Source organism: Kineococcus gynurae, from assembly GCF_042433995.1.
Lineage (GTDB): Bacteria > Actinomycetota > Actinomycetes > Actinomycetales > Kineococcaceae > Kineococcus > Kineococcus gynurae.
On the sequence record NZ_JBHLUI010000009.1, the window covers coordinates 326,224 to 352,763 of the forward strand.

Sequence of the window (26,540 nt, forward strand, 5' to 3'; positions counted from 1 at the left end):
TCACGCCCCCAGCGCTTCCCGGACGGCCGCGGCGGACCGGCGCGCGGCCTCGCGCAGGGAGCGGGGGTCGGGGCCGGCGGCGAGGATCTCGCGCGAGCTGGAGGCCAGGACCAGCCGGCGGGCGTCGCCGAAGACCCGGCGCAGGTCCTCGGCGGTCGCCCCCTGCGCGCCGACCCCGGGCGCGAGCAGCGGACCGTTGACGGCGCCCAGGTCGATGCCGAGGTCGTCGACGGCCGAGCCGACCGTGGCCCCGACCACCAGACCCACGTCGCCCAGGGGCGAGACACCGGCGTTCTCCGCGGCGGCGGCCGCGGCGACCGCCCCCGCCACCGACGTGCCCCCGAGCCGGGCGTGCTGGACGCCCGCCCCCTCGGGGTTGGAGGTGAGGGCGAGGACGAACACCCCGCGCCCGTGGGCGGCGGCCACGTCGAGCACCGGGCGCAGCGACCCGAACCCGAGGTAGGGCGAGACCGTCACCGCGTCCCCGGCCAACGGCGAGTCCCCCGCGAACGCGTCGGCGTAGGCGGCCATGGTCGAACCGATGTCGCCGCGCTTGGCGTCGACGATCGTCAGCACGTCGGCGTCCCGGGCGTCGGCCACGACCCGTTCCAGGGCCTGCAAGCCGCGCGAGCCGTGCCGCTCGAAGAACGCGGCCTGCGGTTTGAGGCAGGAGACCGACCCGGCCAGCGCCTCGACGCAGGTGCGCCCGAACCGCTCGACGCCCTCGGCGGTGTCGGGCAGACCCCAGGCGGCGAGCAGCGGGGTGTGCGGGTCGATGCCCGCGCACAACGGACCGTGCTCGGCCACGGCCGCGGCCAGTCGCGCCCCGAACCTCACGCGCGGAACCCCTCCCAGGCCGCGGCCAGCGTCGCGGTGTGCTCCTGAAGCGGGGCCACCGAGGTGCCGTGGCCGTTCAGCAGCGCCTCGATCGCCTGCACGGCGGCGGAGAGCTCCTGGATGGTCGTCACGATCGGGGACCCGACCGCGGTGGCCGCGGCCCGGATCTCGTAGCCGTCGGCGCGGGCCTGGTTGCCCGAGGGGGTGTTGACGATCATGTCGACCTGACCGGCGGCGATCTGCCCGACGATCGTGGGTTCACCGTCGGCCCCCTCGCCCTGCGAGTGCTTGCGCACCACGGTGGAGACGATGCCGTTGCGCCGCAGCACGTCGGCGGTCCCCTGCGTGGCCAGGACGGTGAACCCGAGGTCGGCCATGCGCTTCACCGGGAAGATCATCGCCCGCTTGTCGCGGTCGGCGATGGAGACGAACACGGTGCCCGCGGTGGGCAGACCCCCGTAGGCGGCGGCCTGCGCCTTGCCGAACGCGGTCGGGAAGTCCACGTCGATGCCCATGACCTCGCCGGTCGAGCGCATCTCGGGCCCGAGCAGCGAGTCCACGACCTCGCCCTCGGCGGTCCGGAACCGGGCGAAGGGCAGCACGGCCTCCTTCACCGACACCGGGGCCGCGGCGGGCAGGACCCCGCCGTCCCCGCGGTAGGGCAGCAGACCCTCCCGGCGCAGCTCGGCGATCGAGCTCCCCGCCATCAAGCGGGCCGCGGCCTTGGCCAGCGGGACCCCGGTCGCCTTGGACACGAAGGGCACGGTCCGCGAGGCGCGCGGGTTGGCCTCGATGACGTAGAGGATGTCGGCGGCCAGGGCGAACTGGACGTTGAGCAGGCCCCGGACCCCGACACCGCGCGCGATCGCCTCGGTGGCCTCCCGGACCCGCTGCAGCTCACCGGCACCCAGCGTCGCCGGGGGGATGACGCAGGCCGAGTCGCCGGAGTGGATCCCGGCCTCCTCGATGTGCTCCATGATCCCGCCGAGGTACAGGTCCTCGCCGTCGAAGAGCGCGTCGACGTCGATCTCGACCGCGTCGTCCAGGAACCGGTCCACCAGCACCGGACGGTCCGGGGACACCTCGGTCGCGGTGCGCATGTACTCCTCGAGGGAGGCCTCGTCGTAGACGATCTGCATGCCGCGTCCGCCGAGCACGTAGCTCGGGCGCACCAGCACCGGGTAGCCGATGCCGGCGGCCAGCCCGCGCGCCTCGCCGAAGCTCGCGGCCATGCCGTGCTTGGGGGCGACCAGCCCGGCCTCCTCCAGCACCCGCCCGAACGCCCCGCGCTCCTCGGCGAGGTCGATGGCGTGCGGCGAGGTCCCGATGACGGGCACCCCGGCCTGCTCCAGCTTGGCGGCGAGGGCCAGCGGCGTCTGCCCGCCGAGCTGCACGATCACGCCGACCACCGGGCCGCAGCGCTTCTCGGCCTCGTAGACCTCGAGGACGTCCTCGAGGGTGAGGGGTTCGAAGTACAACCGGTCGGAGGTGTCGTAGTCGGTCGAGACCGTCTCGGGGTTGCAGTTGACCATGACGGTCTCGAACCCGGCCTCGGACAGCGCGAACGAGGCGTGCACGCAGGAGTAGTCGAACTCCACGCCCTGCCCGATCCGGTTCGGCCCGGAGCCGAGGATCATGATGGCGGGCTTCTCGCGCGCGGCGGTCTCGTCCTCCTCGTCGTAGGAGGAGTAGTGGTACGGCGTGGTGGCCGCGAACTCGGCGGCGCAGGTGTCGACGGTCTTGTAGACCGGGCGGATCCCCAGCGCGTGCCGCACCCCGCGGACGACGTCCTCGGACAGGTGCCGCAGCTCGCCGATCTGCAGGTCGGAGAACCCGTGGCGCTTGGCGGTGCGCAGCACCGCGGCGGTCAGTTCCGGGGCGTCGCGCACCTCGGCCGCCACCTCGTCGAGCAGGAACATCTGGTCGAGGAACCACGGGTCGATCCGGGTGGACTCGAACAGCTGCTCCGGGGTGGCCCCGGCCCGGATGGCCCGCATCACGAGGTTGATCCGGACGTCGGTGGGCTGCTGCGCCCGGGTCAGCAGGTCCTGGAGGTCGCCCGGGTCGCCCGCCCAGCTGAACTGCGCCCCCTTCTTCTCCACGCTGCGCAGCGCCTTCTGCAGCGCCTCGGTGAAGTTGCGGCCCAGCGCCATCGCCTCACCGACCGACTTCATGGTCGTCGTCAGCGTCGGGTCGGCGGCCGGGAACTTCTCGAACGCGAACCGCGGCACCTTGACGACGACGTAGTCCAGCGTCGGCTCGAAACTGGCCGGGGTGACCCGGGTGATGTCGTTCGGGATCTCGTCGAGCGTGTAGCCGACCGCGAGGCGCGCGGCGATCTTCGCGATCGGGAACCCCGTCGCCTTGGAGGCCAGCGCCGAGGAGCGCGACACGCGCGGGTTCATCTCGATGACGATGATGCGACCGTCGACCGGGTTCACCGCGAACTGGATGTTGCAGCCGCCGGTGTCCACCCCGACCTCGCGGATGACCGCGATCCCGATGTCGCGCATGCGCTGGTACTCGCGGTCGGTGAGGGTCATGGCCGGCGCCACGGTGATCGAGTCGCCCGTGTGCACGCCCATCGGGTCGAAGTTCTCGATGGAGCAGACGACGACCACGTTGTCGTGGCGGTCGCGCATGAGCTCCAGCTCGTACTCCTTCCAGCCGAGGATCGACTCCTCGAGGAGGACCTCGGTGACGGGGGAGTGGTGCAGCCCCTGCCCGGCGATCCGGCGCAGGTCGGTCTCGTCGTAGGCGAAACCGGAACCCAGCCCGCCCATGGTGAACGAGGGTCGGACCACGACGGGGTAGCCGAGGTCCTCGGCCGCGGTCAGCACCTCGTCCATCGAGTGGCACAGGTGCGACTTCGCCGACTCCGCCCCGCAGCGCTCGACGACGCCCTTGAACAGCAGCCGGTCCTCGCCGAGCTTGATGGCGTCGACGTCGGCGCCGATGAGTTCCACGTCGTACTTGCTCAGCACGCCGCTCTCGAAGAGCGCGATCGCGGTGTTCAGCGCGGTCTGCCCACCGAGGGTCGGCAGCACGGCGTCGGGCCGTTCGCGGGCGATGATCGCCTCGACCGCGGTGGGGGTGATGGGTTCGACGTAGGTCGCGTCGGCCATCTCCGGGTCGGTCATGATCGTGGCCGGGTTGGAGTTCACCAGGATCACCCGCAGGCCCTCGGCCTTGAGCACCCGGCAGGCCTGCGTCCCGGAGTAGTCGAACTCCGCGGCCTGGCCGATGACGATCGGGCCGGAACCGATGACGAGGACCGAGGAGATGTCGGTACGGCGAGGCATCAGGCGTCCTTCTCGTTCTCGTCAGGGGTGGCGGTCCCGGCCATGAGGTCGACGAAGCGGTCGAACAGGTAGCTCGCGTCGTGCGGACCGGCGGCCGCCTCCGGGTGGTACTGCACGCTGAAGGCCGGGGTGTCCAGGCAGCGCAGGCCCTCGACCACGTCGTCGTTGAGGCAGACGTGGCTGACCTCGGCCCGACCGTAGGGCGTCTCGCGCACCTCGCCGGCGCGGCCGTCGACCGCGAACCCGTGGTTGTGCGCGGTGACCTCGACCTTGCGGGTGCTGAGGTCCATCACCGGCTGGTTGATCCCGCGGTGGCCGTACTTGAGCTTGTAGGTGCCGAAACCGAGGGCCCGGCCGAGCAGCTGGTTGCCGTAGCAGATGCCGAAGAACGGGATCCGGCGCTCCAGCACGTTCTGCAGGAGCTCGATCTCGTGGGTGGCCGCGGCCGGGTCGCCGGGACCGTTGGAGAAGAACACCCCGTCGGGGGCTCCCCCGTCGGCACCGCTGGTGAGCACCTGCTCCAGGCTGGCGGTGGAGGGCAGGACCGTCACCTCGATCCCCCGTTCGGCCATGCGCTGCGGGGTCATCGACTTGATGCCGAGGTCGAGCGCGGCGACGCTGAAGCGGCGCTCACCGACGGCCGGCACGGTGTAGGGCTCGTCGGTGGAGACCAGGCTCGCGAGGTCGGTGCCGACCATCGCGGGGGCCTCGCCGACGACCCGCCGCAGTTCCTCGACCGGGCGGGCCGCGTCGGGGCCGGAGAAGATGCCGACCCGCATGGCCCCGCGCTCGCGCAGGTGCCGGGTCAGGGCCCGGGTGTCGACGCCGGAGATGCCGACGACCCCCTGGGCGGCGAGCTCGTCGCCGAGGGACCGCCGGGAGCGCCAGTTCGACGGGATGCGCGCGGGGTCGCGCACGACGTATCCGGCCACCCAGATCCGGGTGGACTCCTGGTCCTCGTCGTTGTAGCCGGTGTTGCCCACGTGCGGGGCCGTCATGACGACGACCTGGCGGTGGTAGCTCGGGTCGGTCAGCGTCTCCTGGTACCCGGTCATCCCGGTGGAGAACACCGCCTCGCCGACGGTCCGGCCGACGGCGCCGTAGGACTCACCCCGGAAGGCGCGACCGTCCTCGAGGACGAGCACCGCCCCTCCCTGTTCCGCCGAGCTCACGACGTCTCCCCTTCCTGCTCACCTTGTTCGATCTGCTTGCGCCGGGCGTTGCGCTCCCGCAGGAGCTCCTCGACCTGCCGGGCGAACCGGGCGCCCTCGGCCGGGTGGCGGGGCTTGACGCCGGTGTCCACCACGCGGTCACCGAGCCTCCAGCGCACGACCAGCAGGCCGTCGCCCTTGCCCATCCACTTGCCGACCATGCCGGGGCCGTGCCCGATCCCGACGATGTCGGCCGGGGCCACCACGAACGAGCGGGCGCCCTGGCGGAGGAAACCGATGCCCCCGTCGACGAACCCGACGCGCACGGCGCTGCGGGTGCCGAGCCCGTGGGCGGCGATCCGGTCCAGCGCGTTCTCGGCGTCGGTCGTCGACACGTAGACGCCCTCGACCTGGTCGCTGAGCGTCTTCCAGTCCCGGGCCCCGCCGGGGCGGGGCAGCTCCCCCTGCCGCTGGGCGCGGCCACGGTACCCGGCGAACATCATGCGCCAGAGCAGCAGCAGGCCGATGAGCAGGATGATGACGGCGAGCCAGCGCATCAGACCGCACCCCCCGCCGCGAAGGTCCGTCGACCGCGCAGGAAGGTCGCGACGACGCGACCCGGCAGCTCCAGCCCGCGGAACGGCGAGTTGCGACCGGCGGTGGCGTGCCGCGAGGGGTCGACGACCGTGCGCGCCGAGGCGTCCACCAGCACGAGGTTGGCGGGCGAGCCCACGGCCAACGGTCGACCCTGGTGGGTCAACCGGCCGATGCGGGCCGGCGCCACCGACAGGCGGTCGGCGACCTGCTCCCAGGTCAGCAGCCCCGTCTCGACCATCGCGTGCTGGACCACCGACAGGGCGGTCTCCAACCCGGTCATGCCCATGGCCGCGGCGCCCCACTCGCAGTCCTTGTCCTCCACCGGGTGGGGGGCGTGGTCGGTGGCGACGACGTCGATCGTCCCGTCGGCCAGACCCTCGCGGACCGCCTCGACGTCGGCGCGGGTCCGCAGCGGCGGGTTCACCTTGAAGACCGGGTCGTAGCCGGAGACCAGCTCGTCGGTCAGCAGCAGGTGGTGCGGGGTGACCTCGGCCGTGACCTGCACGCCCCGGGCCTTGGCCCAGCGGACGATCTCGACGGAGCCGGCCGTGGACAGGTGGCACACGTGCAACCGCGAGCCGACGTGGTCGGCCAGCAGCACGTCGCGGGCGATGATCGCCTCCTCGGCCACGCTCGGCCAGCCGCGCAGCCCCAGGCGGGAGGAGACCACGCCCTCGTTCATCTGGGCCCCGTCGGTGAGCCGGGGCTCCTGGGCGTGCTGGGCGATCACCCCGTCGAAGGCCTTGACGTACTCCAGCGCCCGGCGCATCACGACGGCGTCGGCGACGCAGTGCCCGTCGTCGGAGAAGACCCGCACGGCCGCGGCCGAGTCGGCCATGGCGCCGAGCTCGGCGAGCTGCTCGCCGCGCAGACCGACGGTCACCGCGCCGATGGGCTGGACCTCGGCGTGCCCGGCCTCCTCCCCGAGGCGCCGGACCTGCTCGACGACCCCGGCCGTGTCGGCCACGGGGAACGTGTTGGCCATCGCGAACACGGCGGTGAACCCGCCGGCCGCGGCCGCCCGGGTGCCGGAGTCCACCGTCTCGGCGTCCTCGCGGCCCGGTTCGCGCAGGTGGGTGTGCAGGTCGACCAGGCCGGGCAGCGCCACGAGCCCGGCCGCCTCGACGACCTCGGCCCCCGCGGGGGCGCTCAGCCCGGCGCCGACCTCGGCGATCACGCCGTCGCGCAGCAGCAGGTCGGTGGCCTCCGCGCCGAGCGGGGCGACCCCGCGGACGAGGGTGGTGCTCACTGGTTGCCTCCCGGTGTCTCGCCGGCCATCAGCAGGTAGAGGACGGCCATCCGCACGGCCACGCCGTTGCCGACCTGCTCGACGATCGTCGAGCGGGGGCTGTCGGCGGCGTCGGCGGAGATCTCCAGCCCGCGGTTCATGGGGCCGGGGTGCATGACGATGGTGTGCGCGGGCAGCAGCGCGAGCCGGTCGCGGCCGAGGCCGTAGCGACGGGTGTACTCGCGCGCGGAGGGGAAGAACCCGCCCGCGGCGGCGTCCATCCGTTCGCGCTGGACCCGCAGCATCATCACGGCGTCGGGCTCGCCCTCGGCGAGCGCCGCGTCGAGGTCGGTGGTGACCGCGCAGGGCCAGGTCTCGACGCCGAAGGGCAGCAGGGTGGGCGGCGCGACCAGGGTCACGTGCGCCCCGAGGGTGTGCAGCAGCAGCACGTTGGAGCGGGCCACCCGCGAGTGCAGCACGTCGCCGACGACGACCACCCGCGCTCCGCGGAGGTCTCCGGTCGAGGCGCGCAGGTGCCGGCGCATCGTGTACGCGTCGAGCAGGGCCTGGGTCGGGTGCTCGTGGGTCCCGTCGCCGGCGTTGACGACGTTGCCGGAGACCCAGCCCGCGTGGGCCAGGCGGTGCGGACCGCCCGAGGCCCAGTGCCGCACGACGACCGCGTCGGCCCCCATGGCCTGCAGCGTCAGCGCGGTGTCCTTGAGGGACTCGCCCTTGGAGACGCTGGAGCCCTTGGCCGAGAAGTTGATGACGTCGGCGGAGAGGCGCTTGGCGGCGGCCTCGAACGAGGTCCGGGTCCGGGTGGAGTCCTCGAAGAAGAGGTTGACGACCGTGCGACCGCGCAGCGTGGGGAGCTTCTTGATCTCCCGACGCTGGGTGGCGGCCATCTCCTCGGCGACGTCGAGGACCCGCACGGCGGCGTCGCGGTCGAGGTCGGCGGCGGAGAGCAGGTGTCGCATCAGTTGCCCCCCCGTCCGGAGATCAGGACGGCGTCGCGGCCGTCCAGCTCGGCGACCTGGACGTCGACGCGCTCGGCGAGGGAGGTGGGCAGGTTCTTGCCGACGTGGTCGGCGCGGATCGGCAGCTCGCGGTGACCGCGGTCGACGAGCACGGCCAGGCGCACGACGCGGGGTCGGCCGAGCGCGGCGAGCGCGTCGAGGGCCGCCCGGATGGTCCGCCCCGAGAACAGCACGTCGTCGACCAGGACGACCGTCTTCTCGTCGATGCCGCCCGGCGGGAGCTCGGTGGGGAGCAGCTCGCGGACCGGGTGCCGACGGAGGTCGTCGCGGTACATGGTGACGTCGAGGGAGCCGGTGGGAACCTGGGAGCCCTCGACCTCGGCGATGCGGGCGGCGAGTCGCCGGGCCAGCTGCACCCCGCGCGTCGGGACGCCGAGCAGGACCAGCCCGGACGAGCCCTTGTTGGCCTCGAGGATCTCGTGGGCGATGCGCGTCAGCGCCCGCTGGACGTCGGGTGCTTCGAGCAGGACCCGCGCGGGAGCCCCGGAAGCGTCCTGGGCAGCCGTCACAGCGACCTCCTTCCCCGCCTCTCTGGACGGTCCTTAAAGGATGTCTGTTCACCGGATGTCTGAACGGTCCCGACCCTACCGGACCTCGCCTGTCCCCCGGTCGGGGGTCACAGCGGACGCACCGGGTCCAACCAGGGTGCCGCAGCGATGCACACCCGTCACTTTGGGTAGTCAAGCTCGCGGCAGACGGGTGGTAAAGCCGCACTCTCCGCGCAGATGCGCGCGGTCAGCTTGACGGAGACATTCACGCTCAGTGACGATTCTCGTATGGCATCGGACTACTCCCGCGCACTCGGATCGCGTCTTCGCGCCATCCGCACCCAACAGGGACTGTCTCTGCACGGCGTCGAGGAGAAGTCTGAAGGGCGATGGAAAGCCGTCGTCGTCGGGTCCTACGAACGCGGCGACCGTGCGGTGACCGTCCAGCGACTGGCCGAACTGGCCGACTTCTACGGGGTTCCCGTCTCGGCCCTGCTCCCCGAGGGGGCTCCCCAGGGCAGCTCCGAGCCGCCACCGCGGCTCGTGCTCGACCTGGAGCGCCTGCAGGAGGTCCCCGCCGAGAAGGCCGGGCCCCTGGACCGCTACGCGAAGACCATCCAGTCCCAGCGCGGCGACTACAACGGCCGGGTCCTCTCGATCCGCGCCGACGACCTGCGCACCCTCGCGGTGATCTACGACGTGCCGGCGACCACGCTCTGCGACGAGTTCATCGCCTGGGGCGTGCTGAACGCCGACGCGCGCCGCGCCGTCGAGCACGGCTGATCCAGCACGGCTGATCCAGACGGCCCGGTCCCCGCACGGGGGCCGGGCCGTCCTGCGTCCCCCGCTCCCGGCGAATCCGCCAGGCCGCCGCGATCAGGTGGCGACCCGTGCGTGCCGATCTTCTGCGCATGAGTTCGTTGCGGCACCTCCCGGTGCGGTTGAAGATCGTCGCCGTCATCACGGTGCTCGCCGTCGTCGCCCTGGTGGTCGGCGGGGTGGGGACGGTCCGCATCCTGCAGCTGCGCACCTCCATGCAGGAGCTGTACACCCGCACGTCGAGCCCCGGGCCGACCTGGTCGACGCCCAGCGCTGGTTCCAGGCCACCCGGTCACGGGTCGTCGAGTACGGACCGAGCGCCCCGGCGGACCGGGTCACGCTGCTGCAGCAGCAGGCCGACTACGAGCAGCGGCTGGACGCGTCGCTGGCGGCCTACGAGCCGTTCGTGGTGGACCGCGAGGCCATGGCCCGGGCGCGCACGGCACTGCGCGACTACCGGGCCGCCGCGGCGGCGGTCCGGCCCGTCGCCGCCCAGGGTCCCACCGCGTACCAGCAGGCCTACGTGGCGCAGGTGCGCCCCCTCACCACGACCTTCCTCGACGCCCTCTCCGCCGAGCTCACCGAGCAGACCCGGGCCGCGGACTCGGCCGTGCGGGCCAACGAGCACCAGGCCCTGCGCTCGGTCGGCTTCATCGTGGGTGCGGGCCTGCTCGGTCTGGCCCTGGCGCTGGCCCTCGGCCTCTACCTCAGTGCCGTCCTGGTCCGGCAGGTGCGGGGGCTGCGCGACGCCGCCCTGGCCCTGGCCGCGGGCGACCTGACCCACGTCGTCCGGGTCGAGACCCGCGACGAGCTCGGCCGCACCGCGACCGCGCTGAACGCGGCCGTCGGCAACCTCCGGGCCCTGATGAGCGCGGTGACCGCGTCCAGCACGGCCGTCTCGGCGAGCGCCGGGGAGGTGGCCCAGACCTCGGCCACGATCGCCGACTGGGCCGGCACGACGTCGTCCCAGGCGGGTCTCGTCGCCGGCGCCGCGCACGAGGTGTCGGCCAACGCCGAGACCCTGGCGATCGGCACCCGGGAGACCGCGGCCGCGGTCCAGGAGATCTCGGCCAAGGCCGAGGACGTCGCCCGCATCGCCGACCGCGCGGTCGGTCTGGCCGGGGCCGCGACCGCCACGGTCACCGCTCTGGCCGACAGCTCGCGCGAGATCGGCGAGGTCGTCAAGACCATCACCGTCATCGCCGAGCAGACCCACCTGCTCGCGCTCAACGCCACCATCGAGGCGGCCCGGGCCGGTGCGGCCGGGCGCGGGTTCGCGGTCGTGGCCGCGGAGGTCAAGGAGCTCGCCGTGCAGACCTCGCTGGCCACGGGCGACGTCGGGGATCGGGTCGCGCGCATCCAGTGCCACGCGGCGGGCGCGGCCGCGGGCATCGACGAGATCGCCGGGGTCGTCGAGGAGATCTCCCGCCACCAGGCCGTCGTCTCCAGCGCGGTGGCCCAGCAGACGGCGACGGCCACGGAGATGAACCGCAGCATCGCCGAGACCGCCGAGGGCTCGGCCCGGATCGCCGCCAGCGTGGGCAACGTCGCGCAGGCGGCGACCGCGACCAGCACCGCGGTGCGTCAGGCCAACCAGGCCGCCGCCCGGCTCTCGGCGATGTCGGCCCAGGTCCTCGCCCAGGTGCGGTCCTTCACCGTCTGACCCGGGGCGGCCCGGCACCGGTCCGGGCGGACGGCCTCAGCGCAGGGTGTCGGCCAGGTCCCCGACGCGGGCCAGCAGCCCGTTCACGAACTGCGGCGAGGCGTCGGTGGAGAGGTCCTGGACCAGCTCGACCGCCTCGGCCAGCGCGACGTGGGTGGGGACGTCCTCGGCGTACAGGACCTCCCACACCCCCATCCGGAGGACGTTGCGGTCGACGGCCGGCATCCGCTCCAGCGTCCACCCCATCGAGTAGGTGGAGAGGATCTCGTCGATGCGCGCGCGGTGCTCCTGCACGCCCTCGACGATGGTCACGGCGTACTGACCGACCGGCGGGTTGCCCCGCTCGATCTTGGCCTTGAGCACGACCATCGGGTCCAGCTCACGCTGCTCGGCCTCGAACAGGACGTCCAGCGCGCGCAGGCGCGCCTTGCGCCGGGCTGCCATCGGGTCCCGCGCTCAGTTGACGCGGCCGAGGTAGTCCCCGGTACGGGTGTCCACCTTGACCTTGGTGCCGGACTCCAGGAACAGCGGGACCTGGATCTCGTAGCCGGTCTCGACCGTCGCGGGCTTGGTGCCGCCGGTCGAGCGGTCGCCCTGCAGGCCCGGTTCGGTGTAGGTGATCTCGAGGACGACCGACGTCGGCAGCTCGACGTAGAGCGGGGTGCCCTCGTGGGTGGCGACCATCGCCTCCTGCGACTCCAGCATGTAGTTCGCGGCGTCGCCGACGGTGGCGGCCGGGATCATGATCTGGTCGTAGGTGGCCGAGTCCATGAAGACGAAGTCCTCGCCGTCCTTGTACAGGTACTGCATGTCGCGCTTGTCCACGGTCGCGGTCTCGACCTTGGCGCCGGCGTTGAAGGTCCGGTCCACGACCTTGCCGGACAGGACGTTCTTCAGCTTCGTGCGGACGAAGGCGCCGCCCTTGCCGGGCTTCACGTGCTGGAACTCCACGACCGACCAGAGGTTGCCGTCGAGGTTGAGCACGGTGCCGTTCTTGAGGTCGTTCGTCGATGCCACGTCAGCTCTTTCGTCGTCTTCAGGAGGTCTTCGCGACCGTCAGGATCCGGTACCAGGGTAACGGGGCCGCCGGAGCGCCCCGCCCGCCCGGCCCCGGGGCTCAGTCGGCGCTGATCTCGGCGTAGGCCGCCTGCAGCAGCGCCGGGTCGGGGCCCTCGAGGCGCCCCGGGCGGCCGATGCCGTCGCAGACCACGAACCGCAGCAGGGACCCGCGGGCCTTCTTGTCGCGCTTCATCGCCGCCAGCAGCTGCGGCCAGCGGTCGCCGCGGTAGGTCACCGGCAGGCCCAGGGAGCGCAGCACCCGCCCGTGGCGGTCGGCGTCGTCGTCGCTCAGCCGCCCGGCCATCCGCGCCAGTTCGGCGACGTAGACCAGGCCGACGCTCACCGCAGCGCCGTGGCGCCAGTTGTAGCGCTCGACCAGCTCGACGGCGTGGGCGAAGGTGTGGCCGTAGTTGAGGATCTCGCGCAGGCCGGACTCCTTGAGGTCCTCCCCCACGACCCTCGCCTTGACCCGCACGGCCCGCTCGACCAGTTCGGCCAGCACGGGCGAGCGCGGGTCGGTGGCCGCGTCGACGTCGGCCTCGACGAGCTCCAGGATCCGCTCGTCGGCGATGAACCCGCACTTGACGACCTCGGCCATCCCGGCGCGCAGGTCGTGGGCGGGGAGCGTGTCCAGCGCTCCCAGGTCGCAGAGCACGCCGGCCGGCGGGTGGAAGGAGCCGACCAGGTTCTTGCCCTCGGCGGTGTTGATCCCGGTCTTGCCGCCGACGGCGGCGTCGACCATGGCCAGCAGGGTGGTCGGGACCTGCACCACCCGCACGCCCCGCAGCCAGGTGGCCGCGACGAACCCGGCCAGGTCGGTCACCGCCCCCCCGCCGACGGCCAGGACCGCGTCGGAGCGGGTGAAGTCGGACTGCCCGAGCACCGTCCAGCAGAACGCGGCGACCTCGGCGCTCTTGGCCTCCTCGCCGTCGGGGACCTCGGCCAGGACGACCTCGAACCCCTGACCGACGAGGTCCTCGCGCACCGCCTCGCCGGTGCTGCGCAGGGCCCGGGGGTGGACCAGGAGCACCTTCTCGGCCCCCGCCAGCAGCGCGGGCAGCTCACCGAGCAGGCCGCGGCCGATCACCACGTCGTAGGGCGCGTCGCCGGACACGGTCACCCGTACGGGGGCGGTCCCGGCCGTCGGGCTGGTGTCGCTGCTCATCGGGTCTCCTCGGTGGGGTGGGTGGGGACGGGGGCCGCCAGCAGGAACTCGGCGATCTCGGCGGCGCTGCGACCGTCGGTGTCGAGCACCCGTCCGGCCACCGACGCGTAGACCTCCTGGCGCGCGGTGTAGATCTCGGCCAGGTCGGGACGGGCCAGCATGGGACGCCCCGGGTCGCCCCCGATGCGGCGCTGCGTCTCGGCGAAGGAGGCGCGCAGGTGGACGACGTCGTGCCCGGCCAGCCGCTCGCGGGTGCCGACCCGTCCGCACGCCCCGCCGCCCAGCGAGACGACGGACTCGGGGCCGGCGAGCACCTCGGCGATCACCGCCTCCTCGTGGTCGCGGAAGGCGGTCTCGCCGTCGGCCGCGAAGATCTCGGGCACCGTGCGCCCGTCGCGGGTGGTGATGACGTCGTCGGTGTCGACGAAGGGCAGGCCCAGCCGGGTCGCGAGCAGACGTCCCACGGTGGTCTTGCCGCCGCCCATGAAGCCGACGAGGACGATCACGGGGTGGGCTCCTGCGGGTCGACGGACGGGCCGCCCGATCCTACGGGGGCCGCCACGGACCGGGCACCGGGCGGGGTGGGGACGAGCCGGCCTGTAAGCCGGATCCTGTGCCCCGCCGGTCTCCCGGCGGGCGGCGGTCATCCATCTCGGGTGCACGTTGCCGTGCACCTCCAGCGACCTACCCGGCAGCTCGGGCGGGCCGCCCTCGAACGCTGCCTGTCTGGTCTTGCTCCGGGTGGGGTTTACCGAGCCGCACCGGTCACCCGGCACGCTGGTGGTCTCTTGCACCACCGTTTCACCCTTACCGCCCCGATCGCTCGGGGAGGCGGTCTGCTTTCTGTGGCACTGTCCCGCGGGTCACCCCGGGTGGGCGTTACCCACCACCCTGCCCTTCGGAGTCCGGACTTTCCTCGGCGCCCCCACCCCTCGCGGGACGGGGACGACGCGACCGCCCGGCCGACTCGTCCACGTCGAGACTAGCGCGCCCGGACGAATCTCCGGACCGGCGAACGCCCAGGTGGCACCCCTAGGATCGCGTCTCGTGCTCGTGCTGCTCCCGCCGTCGGAGTCGAAGTGGGCGGGGCCGGCCCGAGGGGCGTCGCTGCGCCCCGAGACCCTGACCCATCCCGACCTCACCCCCGCCCGCGAGAAGGTGCTCGACGCCCTCGTCGCGGCCTCCGCCCGACCCGACGCGCTCGACGTCCTCGGTGCGGGGCCGAGCCTGGCCGGGACGGTGGCGGCCAACACCTCGCTGCGGGAGCGGCCGACCGCGCTGGCCGCCCGGATCTACACGGGCGTGCTCCACGACGCCCTCGGTCTGGCCGACCTGCCCGCCGCGGCCGCGCGCCGGGTCCGCGTCGTCTCGGCCCTGTGGGGTCTGGTCTCGCCGCGCGACCGGGTGCCCGGGTACCGGCTGTCGATGGGGACCGACCTGCCCGGGATCGGCCCGCTGGCCGCGTTCTGGCGCCCCTTCCTGACCGCGGCGCTGCAGCCGGCGGGCGTGGTCCTGGACTGCCGCTCGGCCGCGTACGCCGCGGCGTGGGTGCCCGACACCGCGACGGCCCGGCGCACGGTCCAGGTCCGCGTGCTCTCGGGGGGCAAGGTCGTCTCGCACGCGGCCAAGCACACCCGCGGGCTCGTCGCGGGGCACGTCCTGCGCGCGGCGGGCCCCCCGCCGCGGACGGTCGCCGCGCTCGCGGAGCTGGTGGCCCGTGACTTCGACGTCGAGCTCCAGCCGCCCACCCGGGCCGGGTGGACCCTCGAGGTCCAGGCCCCCGCCACGGTCGGGGGGCGGTGATGGGCGAGATCGCCGCGGTCCTGCTCGACCGGGCCGGTCCCGTCCTGCTGTTCCTGCTGGCCGTCACCGTGGTGGCCGAGCTGACCGACCGGGCCGGGGTCTTCGACGCCGCCGCGCGCCTGGCCGCCCGAGCCGGCCGGGGCCGGACGTGGCGGCTCTGGGTGCTCGTCGTCCTCCTCGGCGTCCTGGCGACGACCTTCCTGTCCCTCGACACGACCGCGGTCCTGCTGACCCCGGTCGTGCTGTCGCTGGCGGTGCAGCTGCGGCTGGACCCCCTGCCGTTCGCGATGACGACCGTCTGGCTGGCCAACACCGCCTCGCTGCTGCTCCCGGTGTCGAACCTCTCCAACCTCATCGCGCTGCACACGATGGAGCAGCTCGGCGCCCCCGGGTTCACCTCGCTCACCTGGGCCCCGTTCGCGGCCGGCGTGCTCGGGGCGGTGGCCGTGCTGGGGCTCGCCTACCGGCGGCGGCTGCGCGGCGGGTACACGGCCCCCGAGCCCGGACCCCAGCGCGACCCGGTGCTGTTCTGGACGTCGGCCGTCGTCTGCCTCGTGCTCGCGCCGCTGTTCGTGGCCGGGATCACCCCGGCGATCCCGGCCACCGCCGCCGCCGTGCTGCTCGCGGTCGTCTTCGCGGTGCGCGGCGACCGGGAGGTGCTGCGGTTCTCGCTGCTGCCCTGGAAGACCGTGCTGCTGGTGGCCGCGCTCTTCGTGCTCGTCGAGGTGGCCCGGCGGGCCGGGATGGACGCCCTGCTCGGTCCGGTCGCGGGCAGCGGCGAGGGGTTCGGTGCCCACCTGCGCCTGGCCACGACCTCGGCGGTGGCCGCCAACCTCGTCGACAACCTGCCGGCCTACCTGGCCATGGAGTCGGTGGCGGGCAGCCCCGGGCGCCTGGTCGCGGTCCTGATCGGGGTCAACCTGGGACCGCTGGTGACCCCGTGGGCCTCGCTCGCGACCCTGCTCTGGCTCGGCCGCTGCCGGGCCCGCGGGGTCCGGATCCACCTGGGCCGCTTCGCCGCCCTGGGCCTGGTCGGGGCCGTCGTCTGCGTCGTGGCCGCGACCGCCGCCCTGCAGCTCACCGTCTGAGGGTGAGAGGTCAGACGCGGTTGACCGCCACGACCTCGCCGGTCCCGTCGGGCCAGAGCCGGAGCAGGGTGCGCGAGCCGCAGTCGACGCGGATCCGTCGCTGGTGGCGCCCGTCCACCCCGAGGACCGCGCGCAGCACGATCCGCAACGGGTCCCCGTGGGTCACGAGGACCACCGTCCTCCCGGCGTAGCGGCGCAGCAGGTCGTCCCGACCCTCCAGCACCCGTCGTTCGACGTCGGTCAGGCTCTCCCCGCCGGGCGGCCCGACCGCGGGCGAGCCGGCCCAGGACGCGTACTGCTCGGGCCAGCGACGCATCACCTCGGCCCCGGTGCAGCCGTCCCACTCGCCGAAGTCGGTCTCGTCGAAGCGCGGGTCCACCCGCACCTCCAGGCCCAGCCGGGCGGCGACCGCCTCGGCGGTCTCCCGGGCCCGGCGCAGCGTCGAGCAGATCACCACGTCGGCGTCGCGGACCTCCGCCGAGCGGGCGGCGGCGAGGGCCTCCTCGCGCCCCGTCGCGGACAGCTCGGGGTCCACCCCGTAGCGTCCGGACAACCGTCGGGCCTCGGTGTCGGCGGTCGAACCGTGCCGGACCAGCACCAGGCGGACGGGCTGGGCGTCCGGGTCGGGGTCGGTGGCCGGGCGGGCCGGCGCGGCCGCCGACGCGGCGGCCGCGGTGCTCCGCTGCCACTGCCGCCCCTGGGCCGCCGCGTCCATCGCCTCGTTGGCCAGCCGGTCGGCGTGGGAGTTCTGCGCCCGCGGGATCCACCCGAAGTCGACCCGGGCCCCGCTGAGCAGCTCGCGGGCCTCGTCGGCCAGCACGCGCATGTCGGCGTGCTTGACCTTCCAGCGGCCCGACATCTGCTCGACCACGAGCTTGGAGTCCATCCGGACCTCGACGGCGGCACCCGGGTCGATCTCGCGGGCGGCGCGCAGCCCGGCGATGAGGCCGCGGTACTCGGCGACGTTGTTGGTCGCGGTCCCGATGGCCTCGGCGACCTCGGCCAGCAGCTCCCCGGTCGCCGCGTCCTTGACCAGGGCCCCGAACCCGGCCGGCCCGGGGTTGCCGCGCGACCCGCCGTCGGCCTCGACCCGCAGCCGCCGCGACCCGGTGGGGCTCACAGGCCCGATTCGGCGGTCCGGACGAGGATGCGGCCGCACTCCTCGCACATCACGACATCGTCGGGGGCCGCGGCCCGGATGCCGGCCAGGTCCGCGGAGTTGAGCTCGAGCTGGCAGCCCGAGCAGCGCCGCGCGCGCAGCAGGGCCGCACCCACCCCGCCGCGCGGGGCCCGGACCCGCTCGTAGAGGGCCACCAGGTCGGGCGAGACCCCCATCGAGGCGGCCTGCCGCCGGGCCAGCGTGCCGTTCTCCTCACGCTGGATCTCCTCCAGCGCCGCGTCGCGCCGCGCCTGCACGTCGGCGGCCGAACCCGCGACCTCGTCCACGACGGCCTGGGCGGCCACGGTCTCCCGCTGGGCCTGCTCGAGGCGCTCCATGACCTCCAGCTCCTCGTCCTCCAGCACCGACTGGCGCCGACCGAGGGTCTCCAGCTCGTGCTGCAGGCTCTGCAGGTCCTTGGCGCTGCCGGCGCCGGAGTTCAACCGGGCGGTGTCCCGGGCGGCACGTTCGCGCACCTGCTGCACGGCGGCCTCGGCCCGGGCCACGAGCCGCTCCAGGTCCGAGGACCGGGTCTGCGCCGCCACGAGCTCGTCGGAGGCGACCCGGTGCCGGGTCAGCAGCGCCTCGAGCTCCTTCTGCTCCGGGAGGCTCGTCCGCCGGTGGGCCAGCTGCGCGAGCCGGGTGTCGACGGCCTGCAGGTCCAGCAGCTTCTGCTGGTCGATCGCCGGAGCCTTGGGCATCCGCCTGGGTCACTCTCCTCGAGAAGGCACCCGCATCGACCAGGGGTCGGTACGGGTGGTGGACACGTGCGCGACCACGGTACGGCCGCGCGCGGCCAAGGCTGCCACCAAGCGGTCGGCGCACCCCGCCAACCACGGCCATTCGCTCGCCCAGTGGGCCACGTCCACCAGCGCCGGCCCCTCGATGCCCGTCGTGCCGCCCGTGAACCGGGCGCTCTCGCGCGCCTCGGAGGCGGGGTGGTGACGGAGGTCGGCGGTGACGAAGACGTCGGCGCCCGAGGCCCGCACCTCGGCGAACAGGCTGTCGCCGGAGCCGCCGCAGACCGCGACCCGCTGCACCAGGCGGTCGGGGTCGCCTGCGACCCGGATCCCCTGCTCGGTCTCGGGCAGGGCCTCGGCCACCCGCTCGGCGAAGTCGGCCAGCCGCTCGGGCAGGGCCAGCGAGCCGACCCGGCCGAGGCCGAGCTCCGGGCGGTCCGGCACCGAGGCCAGCGGCTGCAACGGGACCAGGTCGTCGAGGTCCAGGATGCGGGCCAGCGCGTCGGAGACCCCGGGGGCCGCGGCATCGGCGTTCGTGTGGGCCACCAGCAGGGCGCAGCCGGCCTCGACGAGCCGGTGCACGACGCGGCCCTTGGCCGTCGTGGCCGCGACCGAGGTCACCGGCCGCAGCAGCAGCGGGTGGTGGGTGACGAGGAGGTCGGCGTCGAGCGCGAGCGCCTCCTCGACCACGTCGTCGACCGGGTCGACGGCGAACAGCACGGTGCGCACCGGACGGTCGGGGTGGCCGCAGACGAGGCCCACCGCGTCCCAGTCCTGCGCCCAGGCCTCGGGCTGGAAGGTCTCCAGCACCGCCATGACCTCGGCCAGCGTCGCGGGGGCCGGCCCCGGCGACGGTTCGGCGGAGGACTGCGGAGGGATCACGGTCGGCACCCGTCCGACCCTAACCACCGCCGGGCCACGGTGCCGCCCACCCCCGGCCCCCTCAGTGCCCGGCCTCGTAGCGGACCGGGGCGGGCAGCCCCGCCTCCGCGCGCACCCGCACCGCGAACCGTTCCAGGGAGCGCAGCGCCGCGACGACGTCGTCGGGACGGACCGCGAAGGGCATCGCGTGGATGGTCTCCCCCGGCGCGGTGGCCGCCACGGCGACGGCCTGCAGGTCCTCGGTGTCGTCGGCGCTCAACCCGATCTCGGTCAACGTGGTGGGGAGCCCGACCCGTGTCGTGAACTCGACGAAGTCGCGGATCTCCGAGGTCGGCGCGCCCTGCAGGATCAGCTGGGTCAGCGAGCCGATGTTGACCTTCTGCCCGTGGGCCAGCCCGTGGGTCTGCGGGGCCGCGGTCAGCCCGTTGTGCACCGCGTGGGCGGCGGCCAGCCCGCCGGACTCGAACCCCAGGCCGGACAGCAGCGTGTTGGCCTCGATCACCTTCTCCAGCGCCGGGGTCACCGCGTGGTCGCGGACGGCGTCGAGGGCGGGGAGGGCGAACTCCCACAGCACGTCCCAGCTGAGGCGGGCCAGCGCGGTCCCGGCCGCGGTGGGCAGTCCGCCCGCCATCGTCGCGGAGCCCGAGGCGGCGGCGGCGCTCGCCTCCAACCAGGTGGCGAGGGCGTCACCGACACCGGCCGCGAGGAAGTGGGCCGGGGCGGCGGCCACGACCTGGGAGTCGACCAGCACCAGGTCGGGGTTGCGGGGGAAGAACCGGTACTCCTCGAAGGCGCCCTCGGCGGTGTAGATGACCGCCAGGGCCGAGGTGGGGGCGTCCGTCGAGGCGACGGTCGGCACGCTCGCCCAGCGGACGCCGGCCAGGTGGCCCGCGGCCTTGGCCGTGTCGATCGTGCTGCCCCCGCCCACCCCGACGAGGACGTCCGCGCCGAGCTCCCCGACCGCGGCGGCGACGTCGTCCACCGCGGCCGCGGTGGCGAACCCGTGGAAGCTCTTGCGGTGCACCGGGAGTCCGGCCTCGCGCAGACTGGCCTCGACGTCGTGGCCGACGAACCCCCAGACGACGTCGTCGACCAGGACGAGCGGGACCGCCCCGAGCCGGGCCAGGTTCTCCCCCACCGCGCGCAGGGCTCCCGGCCCCTGCACGTACCGGCCGGGGCTGATCAGGGAACGGACCGGGCTGCTGGCGGGCATCGACGCCTCCTTGCGCTCTCGACGTCCGCGCACGGTAGCGGGGGACGTGCCGAGGCGCAGGGTGGGCCCGGCCGGTCTCGAACCGACGACACCCGCGGTGTAAACGCGGTGCTCTACCAACTGAGCTACAGGCCCCGGCTCCCGGGACCGGGGGCCGTGCTCACGCGGGCGCCACGCTACCGCCCGACGACGGGGTCGCGGAGCACCCGCTCGATCTCGTCCAGGTGCGCGCCGAGGTCGCGGACGTCGTCCGGCCCACCGCACGCGCTCCACCGGGGCGAACCGTCCACGACGAGCAGCGACCGGCGGGTGGCCACGCCCCGGTGGGCGTCGAAGGCGTCCAGGGCCCGCGCCACCGCGCCGTGCGGCCAGAAGTCGCTGAGCAGGGGGAACGCGACCCCGAGGGCCTCGCCCCAGGCCCGCAGCGCGGGGACGGGGTCGCAGGAGACGACGGCCGGCTGCACCCCGAGGGTGCGCAACCGGTCCTCGGCGGCCACGAGGGCCCCGACCTCGGAGGTGCAGTGCGGGGAGAACGCGGCGGGCAGCAGGACGAGCAGCGCCGGTCCCTCGGCCCACAGCTCCGCCAGGTCCAGGTCGCCGCCGAACTGGTCGACCACCCTGAGGCCGTCGACCGCGCCCGGGGATCGGTCCGGGGTCAGCGACGACCGTTCTTGGGGGTGGTCATCCGGGTGCCGGCCCAGTTGGCCGAGGCGCTGACGCTGGTCGTCGCGTGCAGCCCGGCGGTCGGGGCCGCCTCGTTGATGTCGGCCGGCTCGACGTGGCCGGGTCGCCCCTGCTTGGGGGTCAGCAGCCAGACGATCCCGCCCTCGGCGAGGTTGGTCGTCGCGTCCACGAGGGCGTCGACGAGATCACCCTCGCCGTCCCGGAACCAGCACAGGGCGATGTCGGCGACGTCGTCGGCGTCCTCGTCGAGCAGCTCCCCGCCGGTGATGTTCTCCACGGCCAGGCGGAAGTCGTCGTCGACGCCCTCGTCCCAGCCGAACTCCTGCACCAGCTGCCCCTGCCGGAATCCCAGCTTGGCCGCCGCCGTCTGATCGGCCGCCGGGTCCGCGGTCGCGCCCACGAGCAATCCTGCCTCTCCTTGGAGCCCCCCGGTGCGGGCGGGCTCGTCCTCCATCTGCGGGTATGACCACCTAGTCCACCGGAGAGACACCGCCTCGCGCAAGACGAGGGCGTGCCGGGCGCGGCGCGACCGCGGGGGCGGGGTGGCAAGCTGGCCCCGTGGGACGGGTGACGACGCGGACGCGGACCGAGCGGGTGACCTTCGGGGCGCCGGGGTCCGAGGGCGGTCCGGCGGCCTCGTCCCGCGCCGCCCGGGTGGACACCCTGGCGGTGGAGGAGCCCCTCCAGATCACCGTCGGGGGCGAGCAGCTGACGGTGACGATGCGCACCCCGGGCGACGACTTCGACCTCGTCCTGGGCTTCCTGCACGCCGAGAACCTGCTCGGGTCGGCCGACGACGTGGTGGCCATGCGGCACTGCACCGACCTCGGCGAGGACGGCCAGCCGACCTTCAACGTGGTCGAGGTCACCCCGCGGGCGGGGAGCCGGCTCGCGCTGAACCGCGTGGCCCGGCCCTTCACGACCTCCTCCGCCTGCGGGGTCTGCGGGACCACCAGCGTCGAGGACGTGCTGCAGCGCAACACCTCCGGACACGCGGCGGGTGTGGCGACCGACCCGGTGACCGTTCCCGGGGAGCTGCTCGCCGAGATCCCCGACCGCCTGCGGGCCGCCCAGGCGGCGTTCGAGCGCACCGGGGGGCTGCACGCGGCCGGGCTGTTCGGCCCCGACGGCGAGCTGCGCTGCCTGCGCGAGGACGTGGGGCGGCACAACGCGGTCGACAAGGTGGTGGGCTGGGCCCTGCGCGAGGGACTGCTGCCGCTGCGCGGGCACGTGCTCGCGGTGAGCGGTCGCGCCTCCTTCGAGCTGGTCCAGAAGGCGGTCCTGGCCGGTGTCCCCGTGCTGACCGCCGTCTCGGCGCCGTCGTCCCTCGCGGTGCAGCTCGCCCGCGAGGCGGGGCTGTCCCTGGTCGGCTTCCTGCGTCCGCCGACGGCGAACGTCTACGCGGGGGGGCACCGACTGAACCTCGCCGGGGATCGCGCCCTAATCTGAACCCACCCGCCACCGCGGGGATCATCGACTCAGCGGGAGGACCACCACCGTGGCCAGACGCGACGACCAGGGCTCCGGCGGCGCCGGCCCCATCCTCAACGGGCTGCCGAGCCAGCTGCCCGACATCGATCCCGAGGAGACCGCCGAATGGCTGGCCTCGCTCGACGCGGTGGTCGGCGAACGCGGCTCGACCCGGGCGCGCTACCTCATGCTGAAGCTGCTCCAGCGGGCCCGTGAGCAGCAGGTCGGCGTCCCGTCCCTCACCGCCACCGACTACATCAACACCATCGGCCCCGAGCAGGAACCGTGGTTCCCCGGTGACGAGGAGGTCGAGCGCCGCTACCGCGCCTGGATCCGCTGGAACGCCGCGGTCATGGTGCACCGGGCGCAGAAGCCGACCATCGGCGTCGGCGGGCACATCTCCTCCTACGCCTCCTCGGCCACGCTGTACGAGGTCGGCTTCAACCACTTCTTCCGGGGCAAGGACCACGCCGGCGGTGGCGACCAGGTCTTCATCCAGGGCCACGCCTCCCCCGGTGTCTACGCGCGCGCCTTCCTCGAGGGTCGGTTGTCGGCCGACGACCTCGACGGGTTCCGCCAGGAGGTCTCCCACGAGGGCGGCGGGCTGTCGTCCTACCCGCACCCGCGACTCATGCCGGACTTCTGGGAGTTCCCGACCGTCTCGATGGGGCTCGGCCCCGCGAACGCGATCTACCAGGCCCAGTTCAACAAGTACCTGCACAACCGCGGGTTCAAGGACACCTCCCAGCAGCACGTCTGGGCGTTCCTGGGCGACGGCGAGATGGACGAGCCGGAGTCGCGCGGGTTCCTGCAGCTGGCTTCCTACGAGGAGCTCGACAACCTCACCTTCGTCGTCAACTGCAACCTGCAGCGGCTCGACGGCCCGGTGCGTGGCAACGGCAAGATCATCCAGGAGCTCGAGGCCCAGTTCCGCGGCGCGGGCTGGAACGTCATCAAGGTCCTCTGGGGCCGCGAGTGGGACCGCCTGCTCGCCGCCGACGGCCAGGGCGCCCTGGTCAACCTGATGAACCGGACCCCGGACGGGGACTTCCAGACGTTCAAGGCCGAGAACGGCGGCTTCGTCAAGGAGAACTTCTTCGGCCGCGACGAGCGCACCGCCAAGCTCGTCGCCGACATGTCCGACGACGAGATCTGGAAGCTGCGCCGCGGGGGTCACGACTACCGCAAGGTGTTCGCCGCCTACCAGGCCGCGATGAACCACACCGGGCAGCCCACGGTGATCCTGGCCAAGACGGTCAAGGGGTACGGCCTCGGCTCGCACTTCGCGGGCCGCAACGCCACCCACCAGATGAAGAAGATGACCCTGGACGACCTCAAGCTCTTCCGGGACACCTTCAAGATCCCGATCTCCGACGAGCAGCTCGAGGCCGACCCGTACAACCCGCCGTACTACCACCCCGGCGAGGACGACGAGACGATCCAGTACCTGCGCAAGCGTCGCGCCGACCTCGGCGGCGCGCTGCCGACCCGCCGCGTCCAGCACGCCCCGCTGTCCCTGCCGGGCGAGGACGCCTACAAGGTCGTCAAGCGCGGGTCGGGCAAGCAGCAGATCGCCACGACCATGGCCTTCGTCCGGCTGCTCAAGGACCTCATGCGCGACAAGGACTTCGGCAAGCGGGTCGTGCCGATCATCCCCGACGAGGCGCGCACCTTCGGGATGGACTCCCTCTTCCCGACGCTGAAGATCTACAACCCGCACGGGCAGAACTACACGTCGGTCGACCGCGAGCTGATGCTGGCCTACAAGGAGGCCGTCGAGGGCCAGATCCTGCACGTCGGGATCAACGAGGGCGGGGCGCTGTCGGCGTTCACGGCCGCGGGGTCGTCCTACGCCACCCACGGCGAGGTCATGGTCCCGGTCTACGTCTTCTACTCGATGTTCGGGTTCCAGCGGACCGGCGACAACATCTGGGCGGCCGCCGACACCATGGCCCGCGGGTTCATGATCGGGGCCACCGCCGGGCGGACCACCCTGACCGGGGAGGGCCTGCAGCACGCCGACGGGCACTCCCTGATGCTGGCCGCCACCAACCCCGCGGTCGTGGCCTACGACCCGGCCTTCGGCTACGAGCTCGGGCACATCATGCGTTCGGGCCTGGAGCGGATGTACGGCGAGGACCCCGAGAACCTCATCTACTACCTCACCGTCTACAACGAGCCGATGGTGCAGCCGGCCGAGCCCGAGGGCGTCGACGTCGAGGGCATCGTGCGAGGCATGCACAAGATCGCCGACGGTTCCGGTGACGGGCCGCGGGTGCAGCTGCTCGCCTCCGGCGTCGGGGTCCCGTGGATCCAGGAGGCGGCCGAGCTGCTGCGCGCGGACTGGGGCGTCACCGCCGACCTGTGGTCGGTCACGTCCTGGAACGAGCTGCGTCGCGACGGGCTGGAGTGCGACAAGCACGCCTTCCTCAACCCCGGCGACGACTCGCGGACCCCGTTCGTCACCCAGAAGCTGAAGGACGCCGGCGGTCCGGTCGTCGCCGTCAGCGACTGGATGCGTCAGGTGCCCGACCAGATCGCGCAGTGGGTGCCGGGCGAGTTCGCCTCCCTGGGGGCCGACGGGTTCGGCCTGTCCGACACCCGGGCCGCCGCCCGCCGCTACTTCCACATCGACGGGCCCTCGGTCGTGGTCCGGGCCCTGCAGATGCTCGCCCGCCGCGGTGAGGTCGACTGGCGCGCCCCCGGCCAGGCCATCGAGAAGTACCAGTTGCACGACGTCCGCGCCGGACGCAGCGGCAACGCGGGCGGGGAGTCCTGACGGACCCCGCCGTCGGGCACGAGGGCCCCGCACCCCGCGCGGTGCGGGGCCCTCGTGCCGATCCGTCCCCGGCCTCCCTCGCGCGCCTGGAGGCCTCGGCCGGGATCTTCGCCTCGGCGATCACCGCCCGCATGGAGGCCGACCTCCCCTGGTACACCGCTCTGCCCCCGGACGAGCGGTCGTGGGTGGGGATGGTCGCCCAGGCGGGTTTCACCGACTTCGTCCGCTGGCTCTCCGACCCGGACCCCCAGGCCCTGGCCGGGACCGCCGTCTTCGGCACGGCACCCCGGGAGCTGATGCGCTCGGTCACGCTGCAGCAGACGGTCGAACTCGTCCGCACGGCGATCGACGTGGTCGAGGACGGCATCGGCGACGTGCTCGACGACCGGGGTCCCGCCGCGGAGCCGCACCCCGCCCCGGGACCCGCCGAGCACGAGGTCGTGCGGGCCGCGCTGCTGCGCTACTCCCGCGAGGTCGCCTTCGCCGCGGCCGCGGTCTACGCCCGGGCGGCGGAGTCCCGCGGGGCCTGGGACGCCCGGTTGGAGGCGCTGGTCGTCGACGCCGTGCTGCGCGGGGACGGCGAGGAGACCATCGCCTCGCGCGCCTCGGCGCTCGGCTGGCGGTTGAACCGCCCGACCGCCGTCGTGGTCGGCGCCTCCCGCGACGAGGCGCCCGCCGGGGTGGTCCCGCGGGTGCGCCGGGCCGTCGGTGGCAGCGGGGGCGAGGCGCTGGTCGGGGTCCAGGGGCTGCGACTGGTCGTGGTGGTGTCCGGGGTGGAGGATCCGCTGGCCGTGGCCACGACCCTGGCCCGTTCGGAGTTCGGGGAGGGACCCGTCGTGGTCGGACCCCTCGTGGACTCCCTCCCGGTCGCCGCCCGGTCGGCGCGGGCCGCGCTCGCGGGGATGACCGCCTGCCGGGCCTGGCCCGAGGCGCCCCGCCCGGTGCTCGCGGACGACCTGCTCCCGGAGCGGGCGCTGTCCGGTGACGCGGTGGCCCGCCGGGCGCTCGTCGACCGGGCCTACCGGCCGTTGCAGCAGGCGGGGGGCGCCCTGCTGGAGACCCTCACCGCCTACCTCGAGCACGGGGGCTCGCTCGAGGCGTGCGCCCGGTCGCTCTTCGTCCACGCCAACACCGTGCGGTACCGGCTCCGACGGGTGAGCGAGGTCTGCGGCTGGAACCCGACCGCCCCGCGCGAGCGCTACGTGCTGCAGACGGCCCTGGCGCTCGGGCGGCTGGCCGCCGGGGACGCCCCCGCCCTGCCGCGGTGACCGACTCGTGACCCAGCGCACACCCGCCGGGACGCTGAGCGGGGACGGACACGTCACGGGACGGTTCCGGGGCCCCGCTTTGGAGGATCCCTACAAGGCGGCAGCCCG

At 73.8% G+C, this 26,540-nt stretch carries 24 protein-coding genes, 1 tRNA gene and 1 other RNA gene; 7 read left to right on the forward strand and 19 right to left on the reverse strand.

The window, feature by feature from the left end; all coding sequences use genetic code 11:
* Genes pyrF through pyrR form a run of 7 tightly spaced genes read right to left on the reverse strand, consistent with a single transcriptional unit; the run spans window position 1 to window position 8,661 of the window.
* Window positions 1–837, reverse strand: a complete 837-nt coding sequence (pyrF, locus tag ACFFKU_RS13135; RefSeq protein ID WP_380138568.1) for an orotidine-5'-phosphate decarboxylase — start codon at window positions 835–837, stop codon at window positions 1–3.
* Entirely contained in the window at window positions 834–4,139 is a 3,306-nt protein-coding gene (carB, locus tag ACFFKU_RS13140; RefSeq protein WP_380138570.1) for a carbamoyl-phosphate synthase large subunit, read from the reverse strand. Before carB ends, pyrF begins: the two co-directional genes overlap by 4 nt.
* Window positions 4,139–5,311 carry a glutamine-hydrolyzing carbamoyl-phosphate synthase small subunit gene (gene carA, locus ACFFKU_RS13145; protein WP_380138572.1) on the reverse strand — a complete coding sequence of 391 codons (1,173 nt, stop codon included), beginning with the start codon at window positions 5,309–5,311 and terminating at the stop codon, window positions 4,139–4,141. Before carA ends, carB begins: the two co-directional genes overlap by 1 nt.
* Window positions 5,308–5,847, reverse strand: coding sequence for a PH-like domain-containing protein (locus ACFFKU_RS13150; protein ID WP_380138574.1), 540 nt, complete (start codon window positions 5,845–5,847; stop codon window positions 5,308–5,310). The genes carA and ACFFKU_RS13150 overlap by 4 nt, the downstream gene beginning before the upstream one ends.
* Window positions 5,847–7,136 (reverse strand): dihydroorotase, encoded by a 1,290-nt coding sequence (locus ACFFKU_RS13155; RefSeq protein WP_380138576.1) that lies wholly within the window; start codon window positions 7,134–7,136, stop codon window positions 5,847–5,849. Before ACFFKU_RS13155 ends, ACFFKU_RS13150 begins: the two co-directional genes overlap by 1 nt.
* Window positions 7,133–8,092, reverse strand: coding sequence for an aspartate carbamoyltransferase catalytic subunit (locus ACFFKU_RS13160; RefSeq protein ID WP_380138578.1), 960 nt, complete (start codon window positions 8,090–8,092; stop codon window positions 7,133–7,135). Before ACFFKU_RS13160 ends, ACFFKU_RS13155 begins: the two co-directional genes overlap by 4 nt.
* On the reverse strand, window positions 8,092–8,661 hold the full coding sequence (pyrR, locus tag ACFFKU_RS13165) for a bifunctional pyr operon transcriptional regulator/uracil phosphoribosyltransferase PyrR (RefSeq protein ID WP_380138579.1): 570 nt from the start codon (window positions 8,659–8,661) through the stop codon (window positions 8,092–8,094). Before pyrR ends, ACFFKU_RS13160 begins: the two co-directional genes overlap by 1 nt.
* 267 nt (window positions 8,662–8,928) lie before the next feature.
* On the opposite strand from pyrR, the gene bldD reads away from it, so the two are divergent.
* Window positions 8,929–9,423 (forward strand): transcriptional regulator BldD, encoded by a 495-nt coding sequence (gene bldD, locus ACFFKU_RS13170; protein WP_106206055.1) that lies wholly within the window; start codon window positions 8,929–8,931, stop codon window positions 9,421–9,423.
* Window positions 9,424–9,865: 442 nt separating this feature from the next.
* Window positions 9,866–11,122 (forward strand): methyl-accepting chemotaxis protein, encoded by a 1,257-nt coding sequence (locus ACFFKU_RS13175; protein WP_380138581.1) that lies wholly within the window; start codon window positions 9,866–9,868, stop codon window positions 11,120–11,122.
* Window positions 11,123–11,158: 36 nt separating this feature from the next.
* On the opposite strand, the gene nusB is transcribed toward ACFFKU_RS13175, so the two are convergent.
* The 5 genes from nusB to rnpB form a co-directional block, all read right to left on the reverse strand.
* Window positions 11,159–11,566, reverse strand: coding sequence for a transcription antitermination factor NusB (nusB, locus tag ACFFKU_RS13180; RefSeq protein ID WP_380138582.1), 408 nt, complete (start codon window positions 11,564–11,566; stop codon window positions 11,159–11,161).
* 12 nt (window positions 11,567–11,578) lie between these two features.
* Entirely contained in the window at window positions 11,579–12,139 is a 561-nt protein-coding gene (gene efp, locus ACFFKU_RS13185; RefSeq protein WP_380138584.1) for an elongation factor P, read from the reverse strand.
* A 100-nt stretch (window positions 12,140–12,239) separates the two neighbouring features.
* Window positions 12,240–13,346, reverse strand: a complete 1,107-nt coding sequence (aroB, locus tag ACFFKU_RS13190) for a 3-dehydroquinate synthase (RefSeq protein ID WP_380138586.1) — start codon at window positions 13,344–13,346, stop codon at window positions 12,240–12,242.
* Window positions 13,343–13,852 carry a shikimate kinase gene (locus ACFFKU_RS13195; protein ID WP_380138588.1) on the reverse strand — a complete coding sequence of 170 codons (510 nt, stop codon included), beginning with the start codon at window positions 13,850–13,852 and terminating at the stop codon, window positions 13,343–13,345. The genes aroB and ACFFKU_RS13195 overlap by 4 nt, the downstream gene beginning before the upstream one ends.
* A gap of 78 nt (window positions 13,853–13,930) precedes the next feature.
* Window positions 13,931–14,316: RNase P RNA component class A (rnpB, locus tag ACFFKU_RS13200), an RNA gene on the reverse strand.
* Window positions 14,317–14,393: 77 nt separating this feature from the next.
* Between rnpB and ACFFKU_RS13205 the strand changes: the two genes are divergently transcribed.
* The gene (locus tag ACFFKU_RS13205; RefSeq protein WP_380138590.1) at window positions 14,394–15,149 is read left to right on the forward strand and encodes a YaaA family protein; all 756 of its coding nucleotides are present in this window, start codon (window positions 14,394–14,396) and stop codon (window positions 15,147–15,149) included.
* Window positions 15,149–16,237, forward strand: a complete 1,089-nt coding sequence (locus ACFFKU_RS13210; protein WP_380138592.1) for an ArsB/NhaD family transporter — start codon at window positions 15,149–15,151, stop codon at window positions 16,235–16,237. The genes ACFFKU_RS13205 and ACFFKU_RS13210 overlap by 1 nt, the downstream gene beginning before the upstream one ends.
* A 10-nt stretch (window positions 16,238–16,247) precedes the next feature.
* Here ACFFKU_RS13210 and ACFFKU_RS13215 read toward each other — a convergent pair whose 3' ends face one another.
* From ACFFKU_RS13215 to ACFFKU_RS13245, 7 genes are all read right to left on the reverse strand, one after another.
* On the reverse strand, window positions 16,248–17,357 hold the full coding sequence (locus ACFFKU_RS13215; RefSeq protein WP_380138593.1) for a bifunctional RNase H/acid phosphatase: 1,110 nt from the start codon (window positions 17,355–17,357) through the stop codon (window positions 16,248–16,250).
* A complete protein-coding gene (locus ACFFKU_RS13220; protein WP_380138594.1) occupies window positions 17,354–18,097 on the reverse strand; it encodes a zinc ribbon domain-containing protein in 744 nt (247 codons plus the stop codon). The genes ACFFKU_RS13215 and ACFFKU_RS13220 overlap by 4 nt, the downstream gene beginning before the upstream one ends.
* A gap of 9 nt (window positions 18,098–18,106) precedes the next feature.
* Window positions 18,107–19,018 (reverse strand): Nif3-like dinuclear metal center hexameric protein, encoded by a 912-nt coding sequence (locus ACFFKU_RS13225; RefSeq protein WP_446685449.1) that lies wholly within the window; start codon window positions 19,016–19,018, stop codon window positions 18,107–18,109.
* Window positions 19,019–19,079: 61 nt separating this feature from the next.
* Complete coding sequence (locus ACFFKU_RS13230) at window positions 19,080–20,231, reverse strand: glycerol dehydrogenase (RefSeq protein ID WP_380138595.1); 1,152 nt, start codon at window positions 20,229–20,231, stop codon at window positions 19,080–19,082.
* 62 nt (window positions 20,232–20,293) lie between these two features.
* Window positions 20,294–20,366: transfer RNA gene (locus tag ACFFKU_RS13235), tRNA-Val, on the reverse strand.
* Between the two features lie 41 nt (window positions 20,367–20,407).
* Window positions 20,408–20,848, reverse strand: coding sequence for a redoxin domain-containing protein (locus ACFFKU_RS13240; protein WP_380138597.1), 441 nt, complete (start codon window positions 20,846–20,848; stop codon window positions 20,408–20,410).
* Between the two features lie 38 nt (window positions 20,849–20,886).
* Window positions 20,887–21,315 carry a DUF3052 domain-containing protein gene (locus tag ACFFKU_RS13245; protein WP_380138598.1) on the reverse strand — a complete coding sequence of 143 codons (429 nt, stop codon included), beginning with the start codon at window positions 21,313–21,315 and terminating at the stop codon, window positions 20,887–20,889.
* A gap of 158 nt (window positions 21,316–21,473) precedes the next feature.
* On the opposite strand from ACFFKU_RS13245, the gene fdhD reads away from it, so the two are divergent.
* Genes fdhD through ACFFKU_RS13260 form a run of 3 tightly spaced genes read left to right on the forward strand, consistent with a single transcriptional unit; the run spans window position 21,474 to window position 26,432 of the window.
* Window positions 21,474–22,364 carry a formate dehydrogenase accessory sulfurtransferase FdhD gene (gene fdhD, locus ACFFKU_RS13250; RefSeq protein WP_380138599.1) on the forward strand — a complete coding sequence of 297 codons (891 nt, stop codon included), beginning with the start codon at window positions 21,474–21,476 and terminating at the stop codon, window positions 22,362–22,364.
* Between the two features lie 49 nt (window positions 22,365–22,413).
* Window positions 22,414–25,164, forward strand: coding sequence for a pyruvate dehydrogenase (acetyl-transferring), homodimeric type (gene aceE, locus ACFFKU_RS13255; RefSeq protein WP_380138601.1), 2,751 nt, complete (start codon window positions 22,414–22,416; stop codon window positions 25,162–25,164).
* On the forward strand, window positions 25,161–26,432 hold the full coding sequence (locus ACFFKU_RS13260; protein WP_380138722.1) for a PucR family transcriptional regulator: 1,272 nt from the start codon (window positions 25,161–25,163) through the stop codon (window positions 26,430–26,432). The genes aceE and ACFFKU_RS13260 overlap by 4 nt, the downstream gene beginning before the upstream one ends.
* Window positions 26,433–26,540: the final 108 nt, after the last annotated feature.

Excerpts from the sequence above, each read along its gene's own strand:
- carB (WP_380138570.1), bottom strand. The coding sequence starts at position 4,139 with ATGCCTCGCCGTACCGACATCTCCTCGGTCCTCGTCATCGGTTCCGGC.
- ACFFKU_RS13150 (WP_380138574.1), bottom strand. The coding sequence starts at position 5,847 with ATGCGCTGGCTCGCCGTCATCATCCTGCTCATCGGCCTGCTGCTGCTC.
- ACFFKU_RS13160 (WP_380138578.1), bottom strand. The coding sequence starts at position 8,092 with ATGCGACACCTGCTCTCCGCCGCCGACCTCGACCGCGACGCCGCCGTG.
- bldD (WP_106206055.1), top strand. The coding sequence starts at position 8,929 with ATGGCATCGGACTACTCCCGCGCACTCGGATCGCGTCTTCGCGCCATC.
- nusB (WP_380138582.1), bottom strand. The coding sequence starts at position 11,566 with ATGGCAGCCCGGCGCAAGGCGCGCCTGCGCGCGCTGGACGTCCTGTTC.
- aroB (WP_380138586.1), bottom strand. The coding sequence starts at position 13,346 with ATGAGCAGCGACACCAGCCCGACGGCCGGGACCGCCCCCGTACGGGTG.
- ACFFKU_RS13210 (WP_380138592.1), top strand. The coding sequence starts at position 15,149 with ATGGGCGAGATCGCCGCGGTCCTGCTCGACCGGGCCGGTCCCGTCCTG.
- ACFFKU_RS13220 (WP_380138594.1), bottom strand. The coding sequence starts at position 18,097 with ATGCCCAAGGCTCCGGCGATCGACCAGCAGAAGCTGCTGGACCTGCAG.
- ACFFKU_RS13230 (WP_380138595.1), bottom strand. The coding sequence starts at position 20,231 with ATGCCCGCCAGCAGCCCGGTCCGTTCCCTGATCAGCCCCGGCCGGTAC.